Source organism: Photorhabdus asymbiotica (assembly GCF_003634575.1).
GTDB classification, from domain to species: domain Bacteria; phylum Pseudomonadota; class Gammaproteobacteria; order Enterobacterales; family Enterobacteriaceae; genus Photorhabdus; species Photorhabdus asymbiotica.
The window spans coordinates 946,927-967,823 of record NZ_RBLJ01000001.1; the positions used below are offsets into that span (position 1 = coordinate 946,927).

21 protein-coding genes are annotated in these 20,897 nt (G+C 42.9%); 6 read left to right on the forward strand and 15 right to left on the reverse strand.

Annotation, left to right across the window (positions count from 1 at the left end; all coding sequences use genetic code 11):
- Positions 1 to 177: 177 nt before the first annotated feature.
- Together BDD30_RS04100 and BDD30_RS04105 are read left to right on the forward strand one after the other, a co-directional pair.
- Positions 178 to 798: a glutathione binding-like protein gene (locus tag BDD30_RS04100; protein ID WP_015833605.1), complete on the forward strand. Its 621-nt coding sequence runs from the start codon at positions 178 to 180 to the stop codon at positions 796 to 798.
- Positions 799 to 925: 127 nt separating this feature from the next.
- Positions 926 to 1,840: a TIGR01777 family oxidoreductase gene (locus BDD30_RS04105; protein WP_015833604.1), complete on the forward strand. Its 915-nt coding sequence runs from the start codon at positions 926 to 928 to the stop codon at positions 1,838 to 1,840.
- Here BDD30_RS04105 and BDD30_RS04110 read toward each other — a convergent pair.
- From BDD30_RS04110 to BDD30_RS24025, 11 genes are all read right to left on the reverse strand, one after another.
- Positions 1,821 to 2,405 carry a UbiX family flavin prenyltransferase gene (locus BDD30_RS04110; RefSeq protein WP_015833603.1) on the reverse strand — a complete coding sequence of 195 codons (585 nt, stop codon included), beginning with the start codon at positions 2,403 to 2,405 and terminating at the stop codon, positions 1,821 to 1,823. The genes BDD30_RS04105 and BDD30_RS04110 overlap by 20 nt on opposite strands.
- Positions 2,406 to 2,448: 43 nt before the next feature.
- Positions 2,449 to 3,966, reverse strand: a complete 1,518-nt coding sequence (purF, locus tag BDD30_RS04115) for an amidophosphoribosyltransferase (RefSeq protein ID WP_015833602.1) — start codon at positions 3,964 to 3,966, stop codon at positions 2,449 to 2,451.
- Between the two features lie 14 nt (positions 3,967 to 3,980).
- Positions 3,981 to 4,487, reverse strand: a complete 507-nt coding sequence (gene cvpA / locus BDD30_RS04120; protein ID WP_015833601.1) for a colicin V production protein — start codon at positions 4,485 to 4,487, stop codon at positions 3,981 to 3,983.
- Positions 4,488 to 4,686: 199 nt separating this feature from the next.
- Positions 4,687 to 5,379 (reverse strand): cell division protein DedD, encoded by a 693-nt coding sequence (dedD, locus tag BDD30_RS04125; RefSeq protein WP_015833600.1) that lies wholly within the window; start codon positions 5,377 to 5,379, stop codon positions 4,687 to 4,689.
- Entirely contained in the window at positions 5,369 to 6,667 is a 1,299-nt protein-coding gene (gene folC, locus BDD30_RS04130) for a bifunctional tetrahydrofolate synthase/dihydrofolate synthase (RefSeq protein WP_015833599.1), read from the reverse strand. The genes dedD and folC overlap by 11 nt, the downstream gene beginning before the upstream one ends.
- Positions 6,660 to 7,601 carry an acetyl-CoA carboxylase, carboxyltransferase subunit beta gene (gene accD / locus BDD30_RS04135; protein ID WP_015833598.1) on the reverse strand — a complete coding sequence of 314 codons (942 nt, stop codon included), beginning with the start codon at positions 7,599 to 7,601 and terminating at the stop codon, positions 6,660 to 6,662. The genes folC and accD overlap by 8 nt, the downstream gene beginning before the upstream one ends.
- Before the next feature lie 101 nt (positions 7,602 to 7,702).
- A complete protein-coding gene (locus BDD30_RS04140; protein WP_015833597.1) occupies positions 7,703 to 8,392 on the reverse strand; it encodes a DedA family protein in 690 nt (229 codons plus the stop codon).
- A gap of 46 nt (positions 8,393 to 8,438) precedes the next feature.
- Positions 8,439 to 9,233, reverse strand: a complete 795-nt coding sequence (gene truA / locus BDD30_RS04145) for a tRNA pseudouridine(38-40) synthase TruA (protein ID WP_015833596.1) — start codon at positions 9,231 to 9,233, stop codon at positions 8,439 to 8,441.
- 41 nt (positions 9,234 to 9,274) lie between these two features.
- A complete protein-coding gene (locus BDD30_RS04150) occupies positions 9,275 to 10,285 on the reverse strand; it encodes an aspartate-semialdehyde dehydrogenase (protein WP_015833595.1) in 1,011 nt (336 codons plus the stop codon).
- A gap of 56 nt (positions 10,286 to 10,341) precedes the next feature.
- On the reverse strand, positions 10,342 to 11,469 hold the full coding sequence (gene pdxB, locus BDD30_RS04155) for a 4-phosphoerythronate dehydrogenase PdxB (RefSeq protein ID WP_015833594.1): 1,128 nt from the start codon (positions 11,467 to 11,469) through the stop codon (positions 10,342 to 10,344).
- Positions 11,470 to 11,558: 89 nt separating this feature from the next.
- On the reverse strand, positions 11,559 to 11,726 hold the full coding sequence (locus BDD30_RS24025) for a helix-turn-helix domain-containing protein (RefSeq protein ID WP_015833593.1): 168 nt from the start codon (positions 11,724 to 11,726) through the stop codon (positions 11,559 to 11,561).
- Between the two features lie 336 nt (positions 11,727 to 12,062).
- On the opposite strand from BDD30_RS24025, the gene BDD30_RS04165 reads away from it, so the two are divergent.
- Entirely contained in the window at positions 12,063 to 12,977 is a 915-nt protein-coding gene (locus BDD30_RS04165; protein ID WP_015833592.1) for a DMT family transporter, read from the forward strand.
- Here BDD30_RS04165 and BDD30_RS04170 read toward each other — a convergent pair.
- From BDD30_RS04170 to BDD30_RS04185, 4 genes are all read right to left on the reverse strand, one after another.
- Entirely contained in the window at positions 12,958 to 14,379 is a 1,422-nt protein-coding gene (locus tag BDD30_RS04170) for a sensor histidine kinase (RefSeq protein ID WP_015833591.1), read from the reverse strand. The two genes, BDD30_RS04165 and BDD30_RS04170, sit on opposite strands and share 20 nt — an antisense overlap.
- Positions 14,376 to 15,044: a transcriptional regulator TctD gene (gene tctD, locus BDD30_RS04175; RefSeq protein ID WP_015833590.1), complete on the reverse strand. Its 669-nt coding sequence runs from the start codon at positions 15,042 to 15,044 to the stop codon at positions 14,376 to 14,378. Before tctD ends, BDD30_RS04170 begins: the two co-directional genes overlap by 4 nt.
- Before the next feature lie 619 nt (positions 15,045 to 15,663).
- A complete protein-coding gene (locus BDD30_RS04180) occupies positions 15,664 to 16,311 on the reverse strand; it encodes a DUF4431 domain-containing protein (protein ID WP_041381705.1) in 648 nt (215 codons plus the stop codon).
- Positions 16,312 to 16,710: 399 nt separating this feature from the next.
- Positions 16,711 to 17,352, reverse strand: a complete 642-nt coding sequence (locus BDD30_RS04185) for a DUF7424 family protein (protein WP_015833588.1) — start codon at positions 17,350 to 17,352, stop codon at positions 16,711 to 16,713.
- Positions 17,353 to 17,726: 374 nt separating this feature from the next.
- Between BDD30_RS04185 and BDD30_RS04190 the strand changes: the two genes are divergently transcribed.
- From BDD30_RS04190 to BDD30_RS04200, 3 genes are read left to right on the forward strand one after another with little or no spacing between them, the layout of a single operon-like run.
- Positions 17,727 to 18,707 (forward strand): Bug family tripartite tricarboxylate transporter substrate binding protein, encoded by a 981-nt coding sequence (locus tag BDD30_RS04190; RefSeq protein ID WP_015833587.1) that lies wholly within the window; start codon positions 17,727 to 17,729, stop codon positions 18,705 to 18,707.
- Positions 18,708 to 18,721: 14 nt separating this feature from the next.
- Positions 18,722 to 19,153, forward strand: coding sequence for a tripartite tricarboxylate transporter TctB family protein (locus BDD30_RS04195; protein WP_015833586.1), 432 nt, complete (start codon positions 18,722 to 18,724; stop codon positions 19,151 to 19,153).
- 10 nt (positions 19,154 to 19,163) lie between these two features.
- Positions 19,164 to 20,684: a tripartite tricarboxylate transporter permease gene (locus tag BDD30_RS04200; protein WP_015833585.1), complete on the forward strand. Its 1,521-nt coding sequence runs from the start codon at positions 19,164 to 19,166 to the stop codon at positions 20,682 to 20,684.
- Positions 20,685 to 20,897 lie beyond the last annotated feature (213 nt).

Below are 20,897 nucleotides of genomic sequence, written 5' to 3' on the forward strand. Positions count from 1 at the left end.
TATCTGGCAAAATAAATAACTAAGCGCACAAACCGGGGCATCACCATAAATACTGCCAACATGCATAGTGGTCAATTTTCAAGCCAGGAAGAGTATTAAAGCATCTTACACACTACATAAATTAACGATAATGTGTAATATAATTCTATGTTCATTTTACGCTCTATCGGAGATTCTATGATCGATCTGTACTATGCACCAACACCAAACGGCCACAAAATCACACTCTTTCTTGAAGAGGCCGGCCTTCCCTATAATATTCACCGGATTGATATTGGCGCAGGGGATCAATTCAAACCCGAATTCCTTGCAATTTCTCCCAACAACAAAATTCCGGCTATTGTTGATCAACAACCAGCCGATGGTAGTAAACCTGTTGCCATTTTTGAATCCGGTGCCATTCTTCTCTATCTTGCAGAGAAAACCGGCAAATTACTCAGCACAGATATGCGTGAACGCATCCAAAGCCTGCAATGGCTGTTTTGGCAAGTTGGTGGTTTTGGCCCCATGCTGGGGCAAAACCACCATTTTAATCTTTTCGCGCCTGAAAAAGTGCCTTACGCAATTAACCGTTATCAGGAAGAAACAAAACGCTTGTATAAGGTACTGAATACTCAATTGGAAAAAACACCTTTTCTGGGTGGTCAAAAATACAGTATTGCTGATATCGCAACTTATCCGTGGGCACGCTCCCATGAATATCAAAATATTGTTCTAGACGATTATCCAGCGGTTAAAAAATGGTTTGATATGATTAGCCAACGTCCCGCTACTCAAATAGCATACAGCAAAGCCTGACTCTGTTTGCGGGGTGATTATTTCCCCGCAAAACTTGATCACGTTAACAGATAGCCGTATCTTTAACCATAAGCCCTTATATCCCTGCTATAGTTTTTTATATCAACTTTAGGTTACAGGAGTGGCTATGCGTATTTTAATCACTGGAGGAACGGGTCTTATTGGTAGCCGCTTGGTTTACCAACTTCTCTCCCTATCCCATTCCATTACCATTCTGAGCCGCTCACCTCAGAAAGTTTATTCCCTGTTCTGTAAACAGGCTGAATGCTGGACCAGTCTGAAAGATAAAACCGATCTCAATGATTTTGATGCTGTTATTAATCTTGCCGGTGAACCTATAGCGAACAAACTCTGGACTCCAGCTCAAAAAGAGAAACTGTGTCAAAGCCGCTGGGAATTAACAGAACAGCTCAGCAAACTAATTAATGCCAGTCAAACCCCACCTGAAGTATTTATTTCCGGCTCTGCTGTGGGCTATTACGGAGATCAAAATCAAGCCGTTGTTACAGAAAATGAGCCACCTCATGATGAATTCACTCATCAGCTCTGTACACATTGGGAACAGCTTGCGCTACAGGCTGCTAGTGATAAAACCCGAGTTTGCCTTTTACGTACTGGCGTTGTACTGGCAAAAAACGGCGGCGCACTGAAAAAAATGTTACCACTCTTTCGTCTTGGGCTTGGCGGCCCTATGGGTAACGGAAAGCAGTATCTCCCCTGGATTCATATTGATGATATGGTGAATGGCATTTATTACCTGTTGATGACTGCCGACTTGAGCGGCCCTTTTAATATGACCTCCCCTTACCCAGTACATAATGATCAGTTTGCGGCAACACTGGGGGAAGTGCTGAAACGCCCTGCAATTATCCGGATACCGGCTTTTGTGCTGAAACTACTGATGGGAGAAGCTGCGGTATTGGCACTGAGTGGACAACAGGCAATACCACATAGATTAGAGCAAGCTGGTTTTGGCTTCCGCTATTTTCAGCTAAAAGAAGCCTTTGAAGACCTACTGAACGCTAAATCTCAACACCTTTAGCACCCTGCCAACGGATAAACAGATCATGAGATAACTCAATGTCAAACTGATCGAGTACCCGATTAACCGTCTGGTCAATAATATCCTGAATTTGTTCAGGCTGATGATAAAACGCAGGAACTGGCGGCATAATTACAGCGCCAATTTCTGCCGCCTGTGTCATCAGCCTGAGATGCCCTAAATGCAATGGCGTTTCTCTCACACCGAGCACCAATTTACGGCCTTCCTTCAATACAACATCTGCGGCTCTAGTCACTAACCCATCGGTATAACTGTGAACAATACCTGAAAGGGTTTTCATTGAGCATGGCAAAATTACCATGCCGGAAGTTTTGAACGAACCCGAAGAAATAGCAGCGGCTATGTCTCTGTTGTCATATACAACATCAGCCAACGCCTGCACATCCCGTAAACTATAATTTGTTTCCAGTGCCAGCGTCTGGCGAGCGGATTGACTGATAACCAGATGTGTTTCTACGCTTTCAACTGGCTGTAAAACTTGCAATAGCCTGACGCCATAAATAGCTCCACTTGCTCCTGTAAGCCCCACGATCAATCTTTTCATTTTTTCCTCATACTGACACCGGGCAGTTTAAATCCGAAGGTAATCAACCTTCATTATAGATATCCAAGTCTTCGATTTCGTTCTGAATATTCAGTTTCACTTCATCGTCCTTACGCAGATTTTCCAAATAATAAAGATAAGTCTGGTCAATATCTTTGGTGACATAAATGCCATTAAAAACTGAACACTCAAACTGTTCAATATCCGGATTTTCTTCACGAACAGCCTCGACTAAATCAGTTAAATCTTGGAATATCAACGCATCTGCACCAATACACTGACGAATTTCATCAACCTCACGCCCATGGGCGATCAGCTCATTTGCATTCGGCATATCAATGCCATAAACATTTGGAAAACGCACTTCTGGCGCCGCCGAAGCAAGATAAACCCTCTTAGCTCCTGCTTCACGAGCCATTTCAACAATCTGTTCTGATGTTGTACCACGAACGATAGAGTCATCCACCAATAGCACATTTTTATCACGGAACTCTGCACGATTAGCATTCAGTTTACGACGGACTGATTTCCGACGCTCCTGTTGCCCTGGCATGATAAATGTGCGACCAACATAACGGTTTTTTACAAATCCCTGACGATACGGCTTACCCAATATACGGGCAATTTCCAAAGCAATATCACAAGAAGTTTCAGGAATTGGGATAACCACATCAATATGCAGATCTTCCCATTCACGGGCAATTTTCGCCCCCAGCTTCTGTCCCATACGCACACGGGCATTATAAACCGAAATTTTATCAATAAAGGAGTCTGGCCGAGCCAAATAGACAAATTCAAATAAACATGGCGTTAAAGAAGGGTTTTCAGCACACTGGCGGGTAAATAACTGACCTTTCTCAGTAATATAAACCGCCTCACCTGATGCAACATCCCGCAAGAATTCAAAACCCAGCGTATCCAATGCAACACTTTCAGAAGCGATCATATATTCATTACGACCATCATCCAAAGTACGCTTGCCTAAAACCAACGGACGAATACCATGCGGATCGCGGAAAGCGACCAATCCATGACCAATAATCATCGCAATACAGGCATAAGCACCACTAACTTGCTTATGCATTGCCGCTATCGCAGTAAAAATATTATCAGGCTCCAACGGGTAATGCTGAAAACGATCCAATTCATTAGCAAAAACATTGAGCAAAATTTCAGAGTCTGACGTGGTATTCACATGGCGACGGGCATTTTCAAACAGTTTTTTCTTCAACTCATGAGCATTCGTCAAATTACCATTGTGTGTCAGTGTAATACCAAATGGAGAGTTTACATAAAATGGTTGAGCTTCCGATGCACTGGAGCTGCCCGCTGTCGGATAGCGTACATGCCCAATCCCAATTGTTCCCTGTAAACGCAGCATATGCCGAGCTTCAAACACATCTCTCACTAAGCCATTGGCTTTTCGTAAACGGAATCCATTGTTACCATCAATAGTGGCAATGCCCGCAGCATCTTGTCCACGGTGCTGAAGCACCGTCAACGCATCATAAATCGACTGGTTAACTGGTGTAAAACCGACAATACCAACAATACCGCACATGTAGTTTTTCCTCATCAGCCAAGCGGAGAGGTATATTTCTCCGGCAGGAAACTTGACGCATTTTGCAGGTAGTCAAAGAACCACCTGATAATATGACTGAACTGTGGAATCAATTGTGATTGTTTCCAATCCTCACTTTGAGCAAATGGTGTGAATGTATCCAGAAAAAATAGAATAGCCGCGACAATCAGCACACCACGCAACGCTCCAAAGCAGATCCCCAGCACCCGATCAGTACCTGACAATCCAGTCCGTTGCACAAGAGAACCTATCACATAGTTCACCACAGAACCGACAACTAAAGTAGCAATGAACAGAACCGCAATAGCAATTCCGTTACGCACCAATTCATCTTCAAAACGGGTAAAATAAACCGCTAAGTAAGTGTAAAAATGGCTTGCCACAAAGAAAGCACATCCCCAGGTGACCAGTGACAAAGCTTCTCGAATAAACCCACGAATCAGGCTAACCAATGCCGAAAAGCCAATAATGGCAATAATAACGTAATCAATCCAGACCATGTTTTAATTCCAAAATAGACACCCCGGCATCCGTTTCGGGCGCATTCTAACAGAAAACGAAAACGTTTGCGTAGCAGATTTCCTGTTCCGCTGAAAATAATTGCAATATAGAGAAATCATCATCGCCACAGTCACTTAATGTTTACTGTTTGATTTCATGATGATTATCCCTCTTGTCACATAAACACCGACAATCTTATTACGGCCTATAACCTCTTACCTGCCCTTGTAACCCTGTAAGGCTTTTCAATTCTGATAACGCCGATTCGAGTTGTTGTTTAGAAACATTCGGACCAACATATATTCTGGTCAACTGCCCCTGAACTGGAGAAGAAGGTACAGTATAGACTTGATAGCCAGATAGACGCAGTCTGGCAACTATTTCATCCACCTTTCCTGCGTTTTTCAAAGCGCCAAGCTGTACGATATAAGCTTGTCCTTGCGGTGCTTTTTCAACTGGCTTCTCTGCAAGTTTTGGCTCTGGTGTAACCTCTAATTTAGCTTTAGGTTCCGGTACTTGCGGTTTAGAAGCTGGTTTCTGCTCCGGCTTACTCGGTGATTGAAGTTTCATTTCTGGCTGAACAGCGGGAGGTGCTATCGGCGCTGGCTGCGGCGGAACCGTTACCGATGGCATTTCTGGCTGCTCTAGTATTTCTGGCAACACTACCTCCGTCTCATCCTCCAACGGGACTGATAATATTGTCGTTGTCGAATTAAGAGGAGGAATAGATTCAATTTCCTGCTCATCTCCAGGCTTTGGAACCAAGGGGATTGATGCAAACTTATCTTCGTTGTATTTCTTATTGCCGTCCAATAACGTAGGCAACACAATGACACCTAGTGCTACCAATACAATTGTACCGACCAAACGATTCTGAAATTTACTTGCCACTTCCCTTCTCCCTGTCCAGAGCCTCCATGACATGCGCCACCGTGTGGAATGAACCACAAACTACAACGATATCCTGTTCATCAGCATCTGCCATTGCCTGATACCAAGCCCTTTCCACATCAGTAAATACCTGAGGCTGTTCAAGATGCTGAGCCAGCTCTTGGGCATCAGCACCACGAAATTCAGTTAAAGGAGCGCAATACCACTTATCGATTTGCTGTGACAGGCAAGCCAGTGTGCCAGCGATATCTTTATCGCCAAGCATACCCACTACACCAAGAATTCTACTGTCCGGTTGACGGGGCAAGAGGGTCAGTTTCTGTACCAAATAAGCCGCTGCATGTGGGTTATGTGCCACATCCAAAATCAACAATGGACTTTCACGGACTATCTGGAAGCGACCTGGCAACTGTGCATTTTTCAATCCTTGATGGATTGCCTGCTCATTAATCGCCTGACTGACTTTATCATCCTGCCGCAATAGGCAACAAATCACTCCCATTGCGGTTGCCGCATTCATTAAAGGCACATTTGGCAGAGGCAAGTTACTCAATAGAATATCATCAGATTGCCAATACCAACTTTCCTCCCGTTGAGAAAAACACCAGTCAGTACCACAGCGGAACAACTTAGCACCTAATTCATCGGCGACTTCCGCAATAGAAGATGGCATATCTGGTTCACCAACTACAGCAAAACGATCTTTTCGAAAAATGCCCGCTTTCTCATAGCCAATATGCTCGCGATCTGCTCCTAACCAATCAATATGATCAAGTGCAATACTGGTAATAGCCGCAATATCGGCATCCACAATATTTGTCGCATCCAACCGGCCACCTAAACCTACCTCTAAAATGACAACATCCAGACAAGCTTCTTTAAACAGTTGCAAGGCTGCTAATGTGCCATACTCAAAATAAGTCAGTGAAATCTCACCACGACGGGATTCAATATCCGCAAATACACGGCAAAACTCCTGTTCTGGTAACTCCTTACCCTGAATACGTACCCTTTCAGTATAACGTACAAGATGAGGAGAGCTATAAACACCCACTCGCAATCCAGCAGCCAGCAGAACAGATTCGATAGTACAACAGGTAGTACCTTTACCGTTAGTACCAGATACTGTGATTACCCTAGGTGCAGGATTCACCAGTTCCAGGATTCGGGCAACTTTCCCTACACGTTCAAGCCCCATATCAATAGCTTTAGTATGCAGGCTGTCAAGATAGGAAAGCCACGTCGTCAACGACGACGTGGCTTGAGGAATTCGCAAAGTATCAGACATCTTCTTTATTAGTATTTATTTGAATATCCGCATCAACAGCGGGTTCTGCCACAAATTCAGCAACAATCGGCTTAGCACCTGGTTGTGGCTGATGAGTCAGTTTAGAAAGCAAACTGGCAAGAGTACTACGCATTTCAGGACGACGAACAATCATGTCAATCGCTCCCTTTTCCAATAAAAACTCACTGCGCTGGAAACCTGGTGGCAATTTCTCACGAACTGTCTGCTCAATAACACGAGGTCCAGCAAAACCAATCAATGCTTTTGGTTCAGCAATATTAATATCACCCAACATCGCCAAACTTGCTGAAACTCCGCCCATTGTCGGATCAGTCATCACAGAAATGTAAGGCAAACCACGTTCCTGCAATTTCGCCAGAGCAGCACTGGTTTTTGCCATCTGCATCAGAGACATCAGCGCTTCTTGCATACGAGCGCCACCACTGGAAGAAAAGCACACCAGAGGACAATTGTCTTCCAACGCCTGCTCTACTGCGCGGACAAAACGGGCACCAACAACAGAAGCCATTGAACCGCCCATAAATGCAAATTCAAAAGCAGCAACAACAACGGGCATACCATTCAGGGTACCTTTCATCACGACCAGAGCATCTTTCTCCTGCGTTTGTTTCTGTGCTGCCGATATGCGGTCTTTATACTTTTTGGAATCACGGAATTTCAAAATGTCTTTCGGTTCTAATTCACCACCTAATTCCGTTGTTGCTCCTTCATCAAGAAAAGTCTCCAACCGAGTACGTGCTGAAATACGCATGTGATGATCACATTTAGGACAAACCTCAAGATTGCGCTCTAACTCAGCACGGTAGAGCACCTGACTGCAACTATCACATTTAGTCCAAACCCCTTCTGGGATATTTGCCTTACGGGTTTGGGTAATGTTGCTTTTATTAAGAATTTTTTCAATCCAGCTCATTAATGATCTTTCCGTCTGAATCTGGCTTATGCCAGTTTTGTTATTGTGTGCCATTAAACCACAATGCTATTACAGTGTGGATAAAAAACTGCTCAAACCTGTTACGAGTTGTTTGTTTTCTGTTTCGTCACCGCGCGACGATGACGCCAGATTTCAATTACACCGGGTAGGATTGAGATAAAGATGATAGCGACAATCAACAGTTTCAAATTCTGTTGTACCACTGGCATATCACCGAATATATAACCAGAATAGGTGAATAAAAGCACCCAAACCAGTGCGCCAATCACGTTGTAAGCAGCAAAATGACGATAAGACATTTTCCCCATGCCAGCAACGAATGGCACAAATGTTCTGATAATCGGTACAAATCTCGCCAGAATAATTGCTTTCCCGCCATGTTTCTCGTAAAACTCGTGGGTTTTCTCCAGATAACTACGGCGGAAAATTTTTGAATCTGGGTTTGTAAACAACCTCTCACCAAAAATACGGCCAATAGCGTAATTCACTGCATCACCAATAATGGCCGCAGTAATCATCAACGCTACCATGACATGCACATTGAGATCGTTTGAATCCAAAGCCGCTAAAGCACCCGCAACAAATAAAAGTGAATCTCCCGGCAGGAATGGAGTAACAACCAATCCTGTTTCACAGAATAAAATCAAAAACAGAATGCCATACACCCAGTTACCATATTGTGCGACAAGTTCAGCCAAATGAATATCAATATGGAGAATGAAATCAAAAATAAACTTAGCAAAATCAAATATATGAGCAAAAAATTCCATAATATTCTCCGTTATGCCAAAACATCCATGTCGGCAATTAAAAACGTTAAATCAGATCATCTGCCAGAAACAGAGGCCCCATAACAGATTCCGGCAAATTAAACTGCTCTGGATAGTCAACGGCAACTAAATATAATCCCGCCGATTTTGCCGTCGCAGCAGCTTTTGTCCGGTCTTTTAAGGCAAGCAACCGGGCCATCCAGTTAATATCCTGATTACCACAACCAATTTCCATCAAGCTCCCAGCAATATTGCGCACCATATGGTGTACAAAAGCATTGGCTTTAATATCTATTACCACGTAATGCCCATAACGGTTGACATTAATATGCATCACATTACGCCAAGGAGTTTTGGATTGGCACTGAACGGCACGGAAAGAAGTAAAATCATTTTCCCCCAATAAATACTGCGCTGCCTGATGCATCCGTTTTTCATCCAGTGGATAGTAAAAGTGAGTCACTCCACTGGCTAACACTGCCGGACGATAACGATGATTAAAAATAATGTAACGATATCGCCGGGCCGTAGCACTGAAACGAGCATGGAAATCCTCATCCACTGTTTTCACCCAACGAACAGCAATATCCGCTGGTAAATGTGCATTCACACCCATTGTCCATGCGGCATCCTTGCGCTGGGCAGATGTTTCAAAATGAACAACTTGCCCTGTTGCATGTACTCCAGCATCAGTTCGTCCGGCACAAAATACCGATATGGGTTCATCGGCAACTTTTGATAATGCTTGTTCAAGACATCCCTGAATACTTTTCACTTCCTGCTGACGTTGCCAGCCATAATACTGGCTGCCATCGTATTCAATTCCCAATGCAATTTTCATTTTTGAACCTGGCACAGATTCTATTTGTTCTGTACCAAACATCAGTAAAATTGCTCCTGAATCAATTTTTCTGCTATCTCAATAGCCATCAGAGCACCACCAAACCGGATATTGTCGGCCACAGACCAAAACTGCAATGCTTCTGGTATACCGTAATCACCGCGCAAGCAACCAATATTCAACGAATCATTACCCGATGCTTCTGTCACCGGTGTTGGATAATCACCTTCATCTGAAACGTTAATATCAACTATCCGTTCCAACTCCTCACGGGCTTCTTCCACACCAACCGGACGCAATGTTTCCAAATGGACTAACTGAACATTGCCATAAAAAACAGAAGACTGAACGCAACTGACTGAAATGGGCAATCCCTCATCCTGTAAAACCTTACGCACCTGATCCACAAGACGGCGCTCTTCACTCACAGAGCCTTCAGCATCCGCCAGCAATGGCAAAAGATTAAACGCCAGTTGTTTGCTGAAGCGGCCCGGCTCTGGTGGAATACCATTAAGTAAACGGGCACTCTGTCCAGCTAATTCATCAACTGCCGCTTTGCCATGAACAGAGACAGAAAACAGATTAGTCAAATGCAAACGTGCAATTCCAGCAGTATCAACCAGCGGTTTAATCGCTGTCAGTACCTGGCTGGTCATACTATCTGCCAAAGCAATAATATTACGGTTGCGATAATCCGCCAAAGCATGAGGATTAACACCCGGAACAACCAGAGGTACATCCGGTTCCATAGCAAATAATCCACTGCTATCGATTACCAAACAACCTTCTTGCACAGCCTTTTCAGCATATTGTGCCGTAGCTTCTGTCCCAGCCACAAAAAAAGCGAGTTGTACTTGCGACCAATCAAAATCAGCAGCATCACGAACAATTAAATTTTTACCATTAAAACGTAGGTTTTCACCGGCACTGCGTTCACTGGCAAGAGGATACAATTCACCAACAGGAAACTGACGCTCCTGTAATAACGCCAGTATCGCTTCACCTACTGCACCTGTCGCACCCAACAGGGCAATATTCCAACCTTCTGACATGTTGGTTTTCTCCACATTATTTCTCTTTCTGACATGCAGACATATTTCTACACGAATTAAATCAGTTCTGTACTAAAACCCAGAGCAGCTAACAATTCGGCACTCTCTTTATTATCACAACACACAGTCAAAGATGACCATTCCCGGCGTTCCAAATAGTTTTTACGCAGACGATCAAATTGTCCTTTCTGACCAGCCACTTGTCGTAACGGAACATCATCGCGGCGCACATCATACACTAAATGTATCAGCCGTTTCAGTGTGCTTTGAGTCACACGCCCATGCAGGGTAATACGACTGAAATCTGGCTTAGGCAATAAATCAGATAAAGCAACTTTACCGGACTGACCGAGGAATTCGCAGTAAGCCTCATACACCTGAGTGGTACCACGAGCTTTACCTTCAAGCGTGTATCCGGCGATATGCGGTGTACCAATATCAACTAATTCCAGTAATGGCAGAGATAAATCAGGTTCCGGTTCCCAAACATCCAAAACAACACTGAGTTTTTTACCCGATTCCAACTCGGCAAGCAGTGCCTGATTATCAACAACTTCGCCACGGCTGGCATTAATCAATATGCGGTTATCCGGCAAAGCCGACAACAATTCGGCACTCACCAGATGATGTGTTTTATACGGACCTGATTTATTGAGCGGCGTATGGAATGTAAGAATATCAGCCTCTTTGACCAGTTTTTCCAATGGCCAAAATTCACCAGCGTCCCCTCTGTCAGCTCTTGGTGGATCACATAAGAGTGTCCGGATACCAAGGACGGATAACCGTTCTGCCAGCCTGCTACCAACATTACCTACACCGATAATCCCTACGACCTTGTCTTTGAGTGCAAAATTATCACGTTCTGCCAGCAACATTAACGCAGAGAAAACATATTCAACCACAGCAATAGCATTGCATCCCGGTGCAGCAGAAAACCCAATTCCTGCCTGAGATAACCATCGCTGATCCACATGGTCAGTTCCCGCCGTTGCCGTACCGATAAATTTTACTGTGCTACCTTTCAGCAATTCTTCATTAACTTTAGTCACTGAGCGAACCATAAATGCATCAGCATGCTCCAGTACACCTTCCTGCACCGGACGTCCCGGAATAGCCTGTACATCCCCCAATTGCTGAAACAGTTGCTCAGCATAAGGCATATTTTCATCAACCAGAATCTTCACTTAATTCCATCCTGTGGCATAAAACGGGCGTAGCCTGCTATTTTGCCACTTAATCATAACAAAACCCATAATGACGGTTTCTTTTATTGTTAGCTTTTTCTGAAACGTTCTGGTGTCATACCCACCAGTTGCTGAAACATCGCAATAAGAGCAGAAGATGAGCTATAACCGATATCCAAAACAACTTCATCGACGGTTGTTCCCTGCTCCAGCAGAGATAAGTATGGATAAATCGCAGGCAACCAAAACCTACGCATAAGGACTTTAAGCCATACCCTATGATGCAGTTGATTTTTTTAATAAAAAACCGATGATTATTTAATTTTTTAATGTGTCCACAATATTCATAGCTTGTTCTGTATCTTTATATCGACATTCTGAATGTAGGACCTAAGGCATACCGTCATATATAATATACCCTTCATCCTTCAAGTTGCTGCTTTGTTGGCTGCTTTCACTCACCCCAGTCACATCGTTATCTATGCTCCTGGGGATTCGTTCACTTGCCGCCGCGCTGCAACTTGAAATCTATTGGGTATAAATCAAACACTGTTAAACTAAGCACCATGTTTCTCTCAATGCGATCCACCTATATGAATATGTTTTTCCCGTTTCTAGCCGTCCTAATTTGGTCGATCAATGCCGTGGTAAGCAAAGCCGCTACCACTGCTATTGATCCTGCTGCAATTTCTTTTTACCGCTGGCTCTTGGCTTTTCTCACACTCACCCCTTTTGTTTTGCTGCCTGTTATCCGCCAATGGAAAATAATTTGTCAACATTGGTGGAAATTATTAGTTCTTGGTGCACTTGGTATGGTGCTTTATCAAAGCCTGGCCTATTACGCTGCACACAGTATCAGCGCAATGTTTATGGGAATCTTTAACTCAATGCTCCCTCTTTTAACTATCATCATCAGCATATTTGTTTTGCGTGTTATCCCCACTATCGGTATTGCCCTCGGTACTGTTTTATCTCTATTTGGCTTAGTCTGGTTGATCAGCGCTGGTAATCCGATGTCATTGCTACAACACGGTTTAGGTCATGGTGAACTGATGATGCTAATTGCTTCCATCTCCTACGCATTATATGGCGTATTAACCAAACGCTGGTCTATTCCATTACCAAACTGGCAATCCCTATATGTGCAAATTGCTTTCGGGGTCCTGTTATTACTACCAAATTTCCTGTTGACAAAAGATGTTCAATTAAATGCTAACAATATCCCGTTAGTCTTATTTGCAGGTATTCCAGCCTCAATCCTCGCACCTTATTTATGGATACAAGGTGTCATAAAACTTGGCGCGAATACTACTTCCATATTTATGAATCTGGCCCCAGTATTCACAGCTATTATCGCTATTCTGGTTTTACATGAAAAAATGCACAGTTACCACCTGATAGGAGGTGGAATAACCTTGTTAGGCGTTATGTTGGCACAACAATTACGTATCCCCCTTATTGGGAGTAAAACAACAAAATCTCAGGAAATTAATCATCAGAAAACCTAAAAGGAATTCTTACTAATAAACCGCCCAGTATTTCGCTGGGCAGTAATTGGGGATGAGTACCATGATAAATACTGATATCTTTTACCAGAGCCAATCCTAATCCTGCACCTTCATGTCCTGCGGCATTATCAAGACGATTAAAAGCCATCAGTGACAAACTGACTTCTTCTTCAGCAATTCCTGGTCCACTGTCATCCACTTCCAAATAGCAATACATGTTACAAGGGCTCAGAATAACTCTGGCAGTAACCATTCCGCCTTCCGGAGTATATTTAATCGCATTGTCCAACAGATTGGCGCACATTTCTGTCAGCAGTACAGGTTCCCCCTTTATCCATCGAGTATTTTCCCCCTCATAACCCAAATCAATATTCTTACTTTCAGCCTGTTGCAAACGAGAAAAACACGCTTGTTGCAACAATTCAACTAAATTGACCGGCTTATAATCCTGCACGGCTTCTTTTTCATGCGCTTTCAAACGAGAGAGCTGCAATAAACGGTCTGTTAGAGAAATCGTACCATCCAATGTATTATCAATAGCCTTCAAGCTTTCTTTCCATTGTTCAGGATTTCGACTGGCAAGCGCTACTGCCACTTGGGTTTTTAATACCGTTAACGGTGTTCTGAGTTGATGAGAAGCATCTGCACTGAATCTTTCCTGTCGATTCACCATCAGTTTCAGTCTCTCTATATAGCGATTAAATGCATGTAATAATAGAGAAAGTTCAGACCACGGTAACATATCTGGCAAAGGAGTGAGATCATTCGCGGGACGACGAACCATGACACCAGAAAGTTTATGTAGTGGTTTAAGCAACTGTTTCAATAGAAAATAAGCCAGAATCAAAGTCAGCCCAACCACCGTTCCTTGACTCATCAAAGAAGATATTAATAATTGTTGCGCAAGATAATGACGGGAAGCCACCGTTTCGGCGACTAATATTAATGCCATCCCCATCATGCCACCTTCATTGATCGGCTGATAAAACGCAGCAACTCGGATAGGTTGACCATGATATTCAGCATCATAAAAATAAACCAGAGCCGTGTATAAATTGGATCGCAGCGCATGTTCGGGTATCAATGGTAAATCATCATAACCAGAAATTGTTTTCCCCTCAGGTGATAACACCTGATAGAAAAGTCGATCATTCATATTCCGCTCAAAACTATCCAAGACCACATAAGGTACATCAACAATTAATTGGTTATTCTTGACTGTCAGACGTTCTGCTACTGTGCGGGCAGATGCCAATAAAGTGCGATCATAAGCCAATGTCGCCGCATTTTTCGCACTAAAATAATGGGTATATACAGATAAACCGCCTAATAAAAACAACGGAACACCGAAAAACAAGAGTAACTGATGAAACAATGATTTCGGTATTTTGAACAATTTCATTGATTCTGGCACTCCAGACGATAACCTAATCCGCGTAGTGTGCTGATCCCCACACCACTGCCGGATAATTTTTTCCGAACCCGATGTACATAAAGTTCAATACTTTGTGGATTCGCTTCATCTGATAGCGCAAATACTTGTTCAAAGAGCTGTTGTTTAGAAACGGGTCTTCCGCGACGATGGAATAGTGTTGTCAGAACTGAAAGCTCTCGGGGAGTTAAAGCTAATGGTTCACCATTCAGTGTAAAGTAACCTTCATCCTGATAAACAAGAGAGCCAAATGTCAGAATTTCCTGTGGAATACCCGCACTGCGCCGAAGTAACGCTCGGATACGTGCTTCCAATTCCTGTAAATCAAAAGGCTTAGTCAGATAGTCATCAGCGCCAGAATTCAGTCCTTTTACCCGGTCAGCAACATCAGCTTTAGCCGTCAATAATAATACCGGCAAATTTTGCCCTCGCTTACGCAAACGAACCAATAATGAAAGGCCATCTAGCCTGGGTAAAGAAACATCTAAAATCAACAATGCATAGTTTTCTGTCTGCAATAATTGATCAGCCACTATGCCATCACTCGCTACATCTACAGCAAACCCTGTACTGCTCAGTGCTTTTTGCAACCAATGCAATAATTCAGGGTGGTCTTCTACTAATAAGAGACGCATTTTAGAAATATCTCCATGATTTTAATAAGCATAACCAAGGATACAATTCCATATTATCCTGTTGGTTCTCCAGAATAGATTTGCCAACTGAACATGTACTCAGAACGTATAAGTGCGCCATACTTACATGAGCAGCTGGCATTTATTCAGTCAAGCCGTGGCATACATGGATTGCTACACGTTAGCTACTGAACATGCTTTGGAATTCCACAACCCCGTAAAATACAAGTTGTATGTTGTATATACCCGTCATCTTTCAAGTTGCCTCTTTGTTGGCTTCACTCACTCACCCCGGTCACATAGTTAGCTATGCTCCCGGGGATTCGCTCCCTTGCCGTCGCGATGCATCTTGAAATCTATTGGGTATAGTGAGTTCTACAATACTCTGCGCGGTTATTTCATAACCTTAGTGACTGTAATAATTGGCTGCGTAATCAAGATCACGCTCGAATAAAATACGCCTTACAACCTCGCCTTTAGGAATATTTTTTTCATTAAAAATAGTTATTCCGCGTAGAGTTATTTTCCAAGAAATCATCAAGGCTTCTTAGAATCTGTAGATGTAGACTCACCATAATTATGTTCGTCAGAACGTGCTGCATTACCCCTTATAGGATGTTTAGCCAGCTGCATCAATACGTTGGCTATCAATCATCAGTGGTGTATGGTGGTGACCAGAAACTGCATACATGATTTTCCCGGTTACGCTTACGCGGTGACCAAGAAGGCTTCTGTACAAATCATAAAAGTCAGATGGAACTACCAGTTGCATAAAGTTGCGATCGCCCCAATCTGGCGCTCCCTTCGCGCACTTAATCGGATTATCCGGCTGTAGCACCCAATAAGTTTCAGGAGTATCCCCACTTTCCACGCTCTCGTAATTCGGTGGGCCGGGGTAAGTAATCCTCAACAAAGTTCCCGCCAGAATAATTTTTTGCCTCTCTTTATAGCAACTTTCTGTAGTATTAGCCGCAATCTGCCTGTACATTTCAGATGATCTCCGATACCAGTCCTGAAGACATTTAACTGTGGTGCATTTCTCGCGAAGTTTCCAGTTCTGCTTCGTCAGCGCTTTAAAGTCGGCGCTATTGTCCGTAACCTGCTTAGCACTAAGGTAATCAACATATAGATTATCGTCAGCCTGGGATAGCTCAGGAGTCCCACAAATTAGCATCTCAGCTTTACTGACCGCTTTAGCACAATCGAAACTCGCAGAATGAGCGCTGGCGGACACCAGCAACAAAGTAACAGCAATTTTCTTTAACATCTTTCACCCTCTATAAGATTTATCCAAAGTAAACTCTAGTTATAGGAGTAGACTTTCCAGTAGTCCGCAGCGACACCAAAAGCAGAAAAAACAGCAAAGCTAATTGGAGAATTTTCTTAATTCATCTTTACCCGTCATCTTTCAAGTTGCCTCTTTGTTGGCTGCACTCACTCACCCCGGCCACATAGTTATTCTATGCTCCCGGGGATTCGCTCCCTGGCCGTCGCGATGTATCTTGAAATCCATAGGGTATTTACTTCCCCCTTAAACCAGTTACGTTTAATATTTTGTGATCCGTTAATAATTTTGCCTTGTTTATCAACCGTATCTTTTTAGATTGCTATTTATTTTTCTGCTTTACAATAAGTCTCTCAGTAGCAAACAAAATTACCTTTCTATTCACTCAGGCATTGCCATTAGTACAGGAGTGAAATTAAAACGTTCATCTAATGCAGATGCAACAGACACATTGGACAAAGTTAATTTTATTTCACTCCCAGCTTTCAAACCGAAATTCGATATCACCATCGGATCTTTATCGTTAAGGAACACAGATAAACCTGTCATGTTTAAAACTTTATCTGTATCGTTCCTAACATTAATTGAGATTTTAGTTTTCGATGCAATAGAACTATCTGCCCTGTTAATCTTTTTCTTCATCTCTTTTGGTATGCTGATCGCCAAAATATCTGCATCATTACCGTATAAGTGAATTCCCTTAGTAGAACCATTATCATTTGAGTTCCCCACACTCACAGGGATCTTAAAATGAGCAAATGAATCCATATCTTTTCTGAAACATTCTATATATTCAGCACTGGTGAAAATATCCGGTACTTTTGCTTGAGCCTCTAACAGAGATTTTGATGGCTGCCTTGAATCTTGATAATCACCACAAGCACTGACTTCAACCAATAAATCAGATGTCACTGTTTTTACCTGTTCAGATAAAAGATCACTCACAGATACCGAAGTACTTAGTTCTGTTTTACATCCTGTTAAGGTAAAAGCTATAATACTACAAAGAATCAATTTTCTCATCGTTTTCTCAAATTTAGACTTCATCAGGGTAAAATGTAATTAAATTAAATTATATTCAATAAATTGTCTATTGAACACATCGCATAAATAAATAATTGTCATCCACATCATATTTCCCAAGCAAAATATAAGATTCCCTACCAGCAACATCAAACCACTAAAAACTTACAATAAACCAAAACAAAAAAGAAAGCCTGTAGCCATCTGTTAACTCATTAATGCGAAACGCTCCGCAAATTAGGAGATTAAAATCACATATCAGCAATTTTTTTTGTTAATGAAAGGTAAATGAAAGGTTTTATTATTATCAATTGAGTTAACCAGGTCCATTTATAATGGTTATGTCTTACACGGGTATTTATGAGAGCAAGCAAATGAAAACTATCACGCTTAAAACGTTAGCAACAACCGTTTTATTATTTAGCGCAAGCAATCTTTTTGCTGCCAGTGCACCTGGCAGAACTGAGTGTATTGCCCCCGCAAAACCCGGTGGTGGTTTTGACCTGACCTGCAAGCTGGTACAGGTTTCATTACTGGAAACAAAAGAGATTAGTAAGCCTATGCGCGTCACTTTCATGCCTGGTGGTGTTGGTGCCGTTGCTTATAATGCCATTGTTGCGCAGCGACCTGCTGAAGCGGGAACCATTGTTGCCTTCTCCGGCGGCTCTCTACTCAATCTATCTCAGGGGAAGTTTGGTCGCTATAACGTTGATGATGTTCGCTGGCTGGCAAGCGTTGGGACTGATTATGGCATGATTGCTGTTCGTGCTGATTCTCCTTATAACACCCTAAATGATTTGATGAATGCGTTCAAAGACAATCCAAATAGCATTGTATTTGGTGCCGGAGCATCTATCGGTAGTCAGGATTGGATGAAAACAGCACTACTAGCAAAAGAAGTTGGTATTGATCCACACAAAATGCGTTATGTCGCTTTTGAAGGGGGTGGTGAACCCATCACTGCTTTGCTAGGTAATCATATTCAAGCTGTTTCCGGTGATCTGAGTGAGATGGTACCTTACCTGAATGGAGACAAAATCCGTGTTTTAGCTGTTTACGCTGATAAACGCCTGGACGGTGATTTAGCCAACATCCCTACTGCCAAAGAGCAAGGCTACGATCTGGTATGGCCAATTATCCGCGGCTTCTATATGGGACCAAAAGTTTCTGATGAAGAGTACCAATGGTGGGTTGATACTTTTAACAAACTACAACAAACAGACGATTTTAAAAAACAACGCGATCTCCGTGGACTGTTTGAGTTCAACATGACTGGCAAAGAATTGGACAACTATGTGAAAAAACAGGTTGAACAGTATCGTGAGCAAGCCAGAGCTTTCGGATTAGCCAAATAATAGGGGCTATCATCATGAGCGATCGTATTTTTGCTATTGTCTGGCTGGTACTCTGTGCCATTGGGCTGGTTATCGGTTGGGGAATTAAGAGCGAATACACTTATGAACCACTAGGGCCCAGACCTTTTCCTATGGCTATTCTGTCCCTAATGGCTGTCTGTGCCTTATTACTACTTTTCAGAAAACCAGAGCAAAGCAACTGGCCTCATGCATCTGTTATCTATCGCTTGATGTTAATGATTGTCTCTTTGGTTATTTATGGCTGGGCGTTTGAGTGGTTGGGTTTTCCCCTAGCTACTGCCCTGCTGACATGCAGTATAGCGCTGTTATTTAACGCTACACTGCTTGCAGCAATCATTTCCGGGGTGTTCCTTGGCGTCTCGCTCTATTTCGCCTTTGATCGCCTACTTGATGTAACCCTGCCTCTTGGCAACTGGCTCAACTGACGGAGAATTTATGGAAACCTGGATGTATCTCAGTCAGGGTTTTGAAGTCGCCATGGTGCCACAAAACCTAATGATTGCGTTGATTGGTTGTTTCATTGGAACAATTGTTGGATTGTTGCCGGGGCTTGGACCAATTAATGGTGTCGCTATTCTACTACCATTAGCTTTTGCCTTAAAACTGCCTGCTGAATCTGCTCTGATATTATTAGCAACTGTTTATATCGGTTGTGAGTATGGTGGGCGTATATCATCAATTCTACTCAATGTTCCCGGTGATGCCTCTGCTATTATGACCGCACTGGATGGTTATCCAATGGCCAAACAAGGTCGTGCGGGTGTGGCATTGTCTATTTCTGCGGTTAGTTCTTTCTGTGGTTCTCTGTTGGCAATTTTAGGCATTATTTTGTTCGCGCCATTACTGGCCCAATGGTCACTGGCTTTCGGTCCTGCTGAATATTTTGCACTAATGGTTTTTGCTATTGCCTGTCTGGGTAGCATGATGAGTCAGAATCCTCTGAAATCATTGCTGGCAGCACTGATAGGATTAGGTCTGGCAACTGTCGGAGTAGACGCCAACACCGGGGTTTACCGTTTTACTTTCGACAATGTTCATCTGTCAGATGGCATTCAATTTATCGTTGTGGTGATTGGCCTGTTTTCCGTCAGCGAAATTCTACTGATGCTGGAAAACACATCAACCGGTAAAACCATGATCCGCAAAACAGGCCGTTTGCTGTTTAACCGCAAGGAAGCGGCTGAATGTGCTATGCCAACTATCAGATCATCTTTTATCGGTTTCTTTGTCGGTATTTTGCCAGGTGCAGGAGCAACAATTGCCAGCGCAATTACTTATATGACAGAAAAGAGGATCAGTGGAAATAGTGATTCATTTGGTAAGGGTGATATTCGTGGCGTTGCAGCACCAGAAGCTGCTAATAATGCTTCAGCCTGTGGCTCTTTTATTCCAATGCTAACATTAGGGGTTCCAGGTTCTGGCACGACTGCCGTTATGATGGGCGCATTAACACTCTATAACATTACTCCAGGACCGGGAATGTTTACTGAGCAACCAGATATCGTTTGGGGATTAATTGCTGCATTACTGATTGCTAACATTATTCTGCTAATTATGAATATCCCAATGATAGGTTTGTTTACACGGATGTTAACTATTCCACTATGGTTCCTTGTTCCAGCTATTGCTACCGTTTCAGCCGTTGGTGTATATGCCGTACACAGTACTACATTCGACCTTCTGTTGATGATAGGGTTAGGCGTCTTCGGTTATATTCTGAGGAAAATGAATTTTCCTATGTCGCCATTAATCCTTGGTTTCGTACTAGGAGAAATGCTAGAACAAAATTTGCGCCGTGCACTTTCCATCAGTAATGGAGAATTTGGAATTTTGTGGAACAGCGCTATTGCTCAAAGCCTACTAATATTGGCAGTACTGGTTCTGATTATTCCACCAATATTACGAATTATCCGTAAACGCCGTATTCAACGGGCAACTGCTGAAACTAATACATGATAAATACAAGCCCATAATTATCATATACCCGTTATCTTTCAAGTTGCCTCTTTGTTGGCTGCACTCACTCACCCCGGTCACAGAGAGTTATCTACGCTACCGGGGATTCGCTCCCTTGCCGTCGCGATGCATATTGAAATCCATAGGGTATAAATATATTATGGGCTTTTTCTACTGATAAAACATTAAGAGCATGTTGTCTGTTTAAGGGAT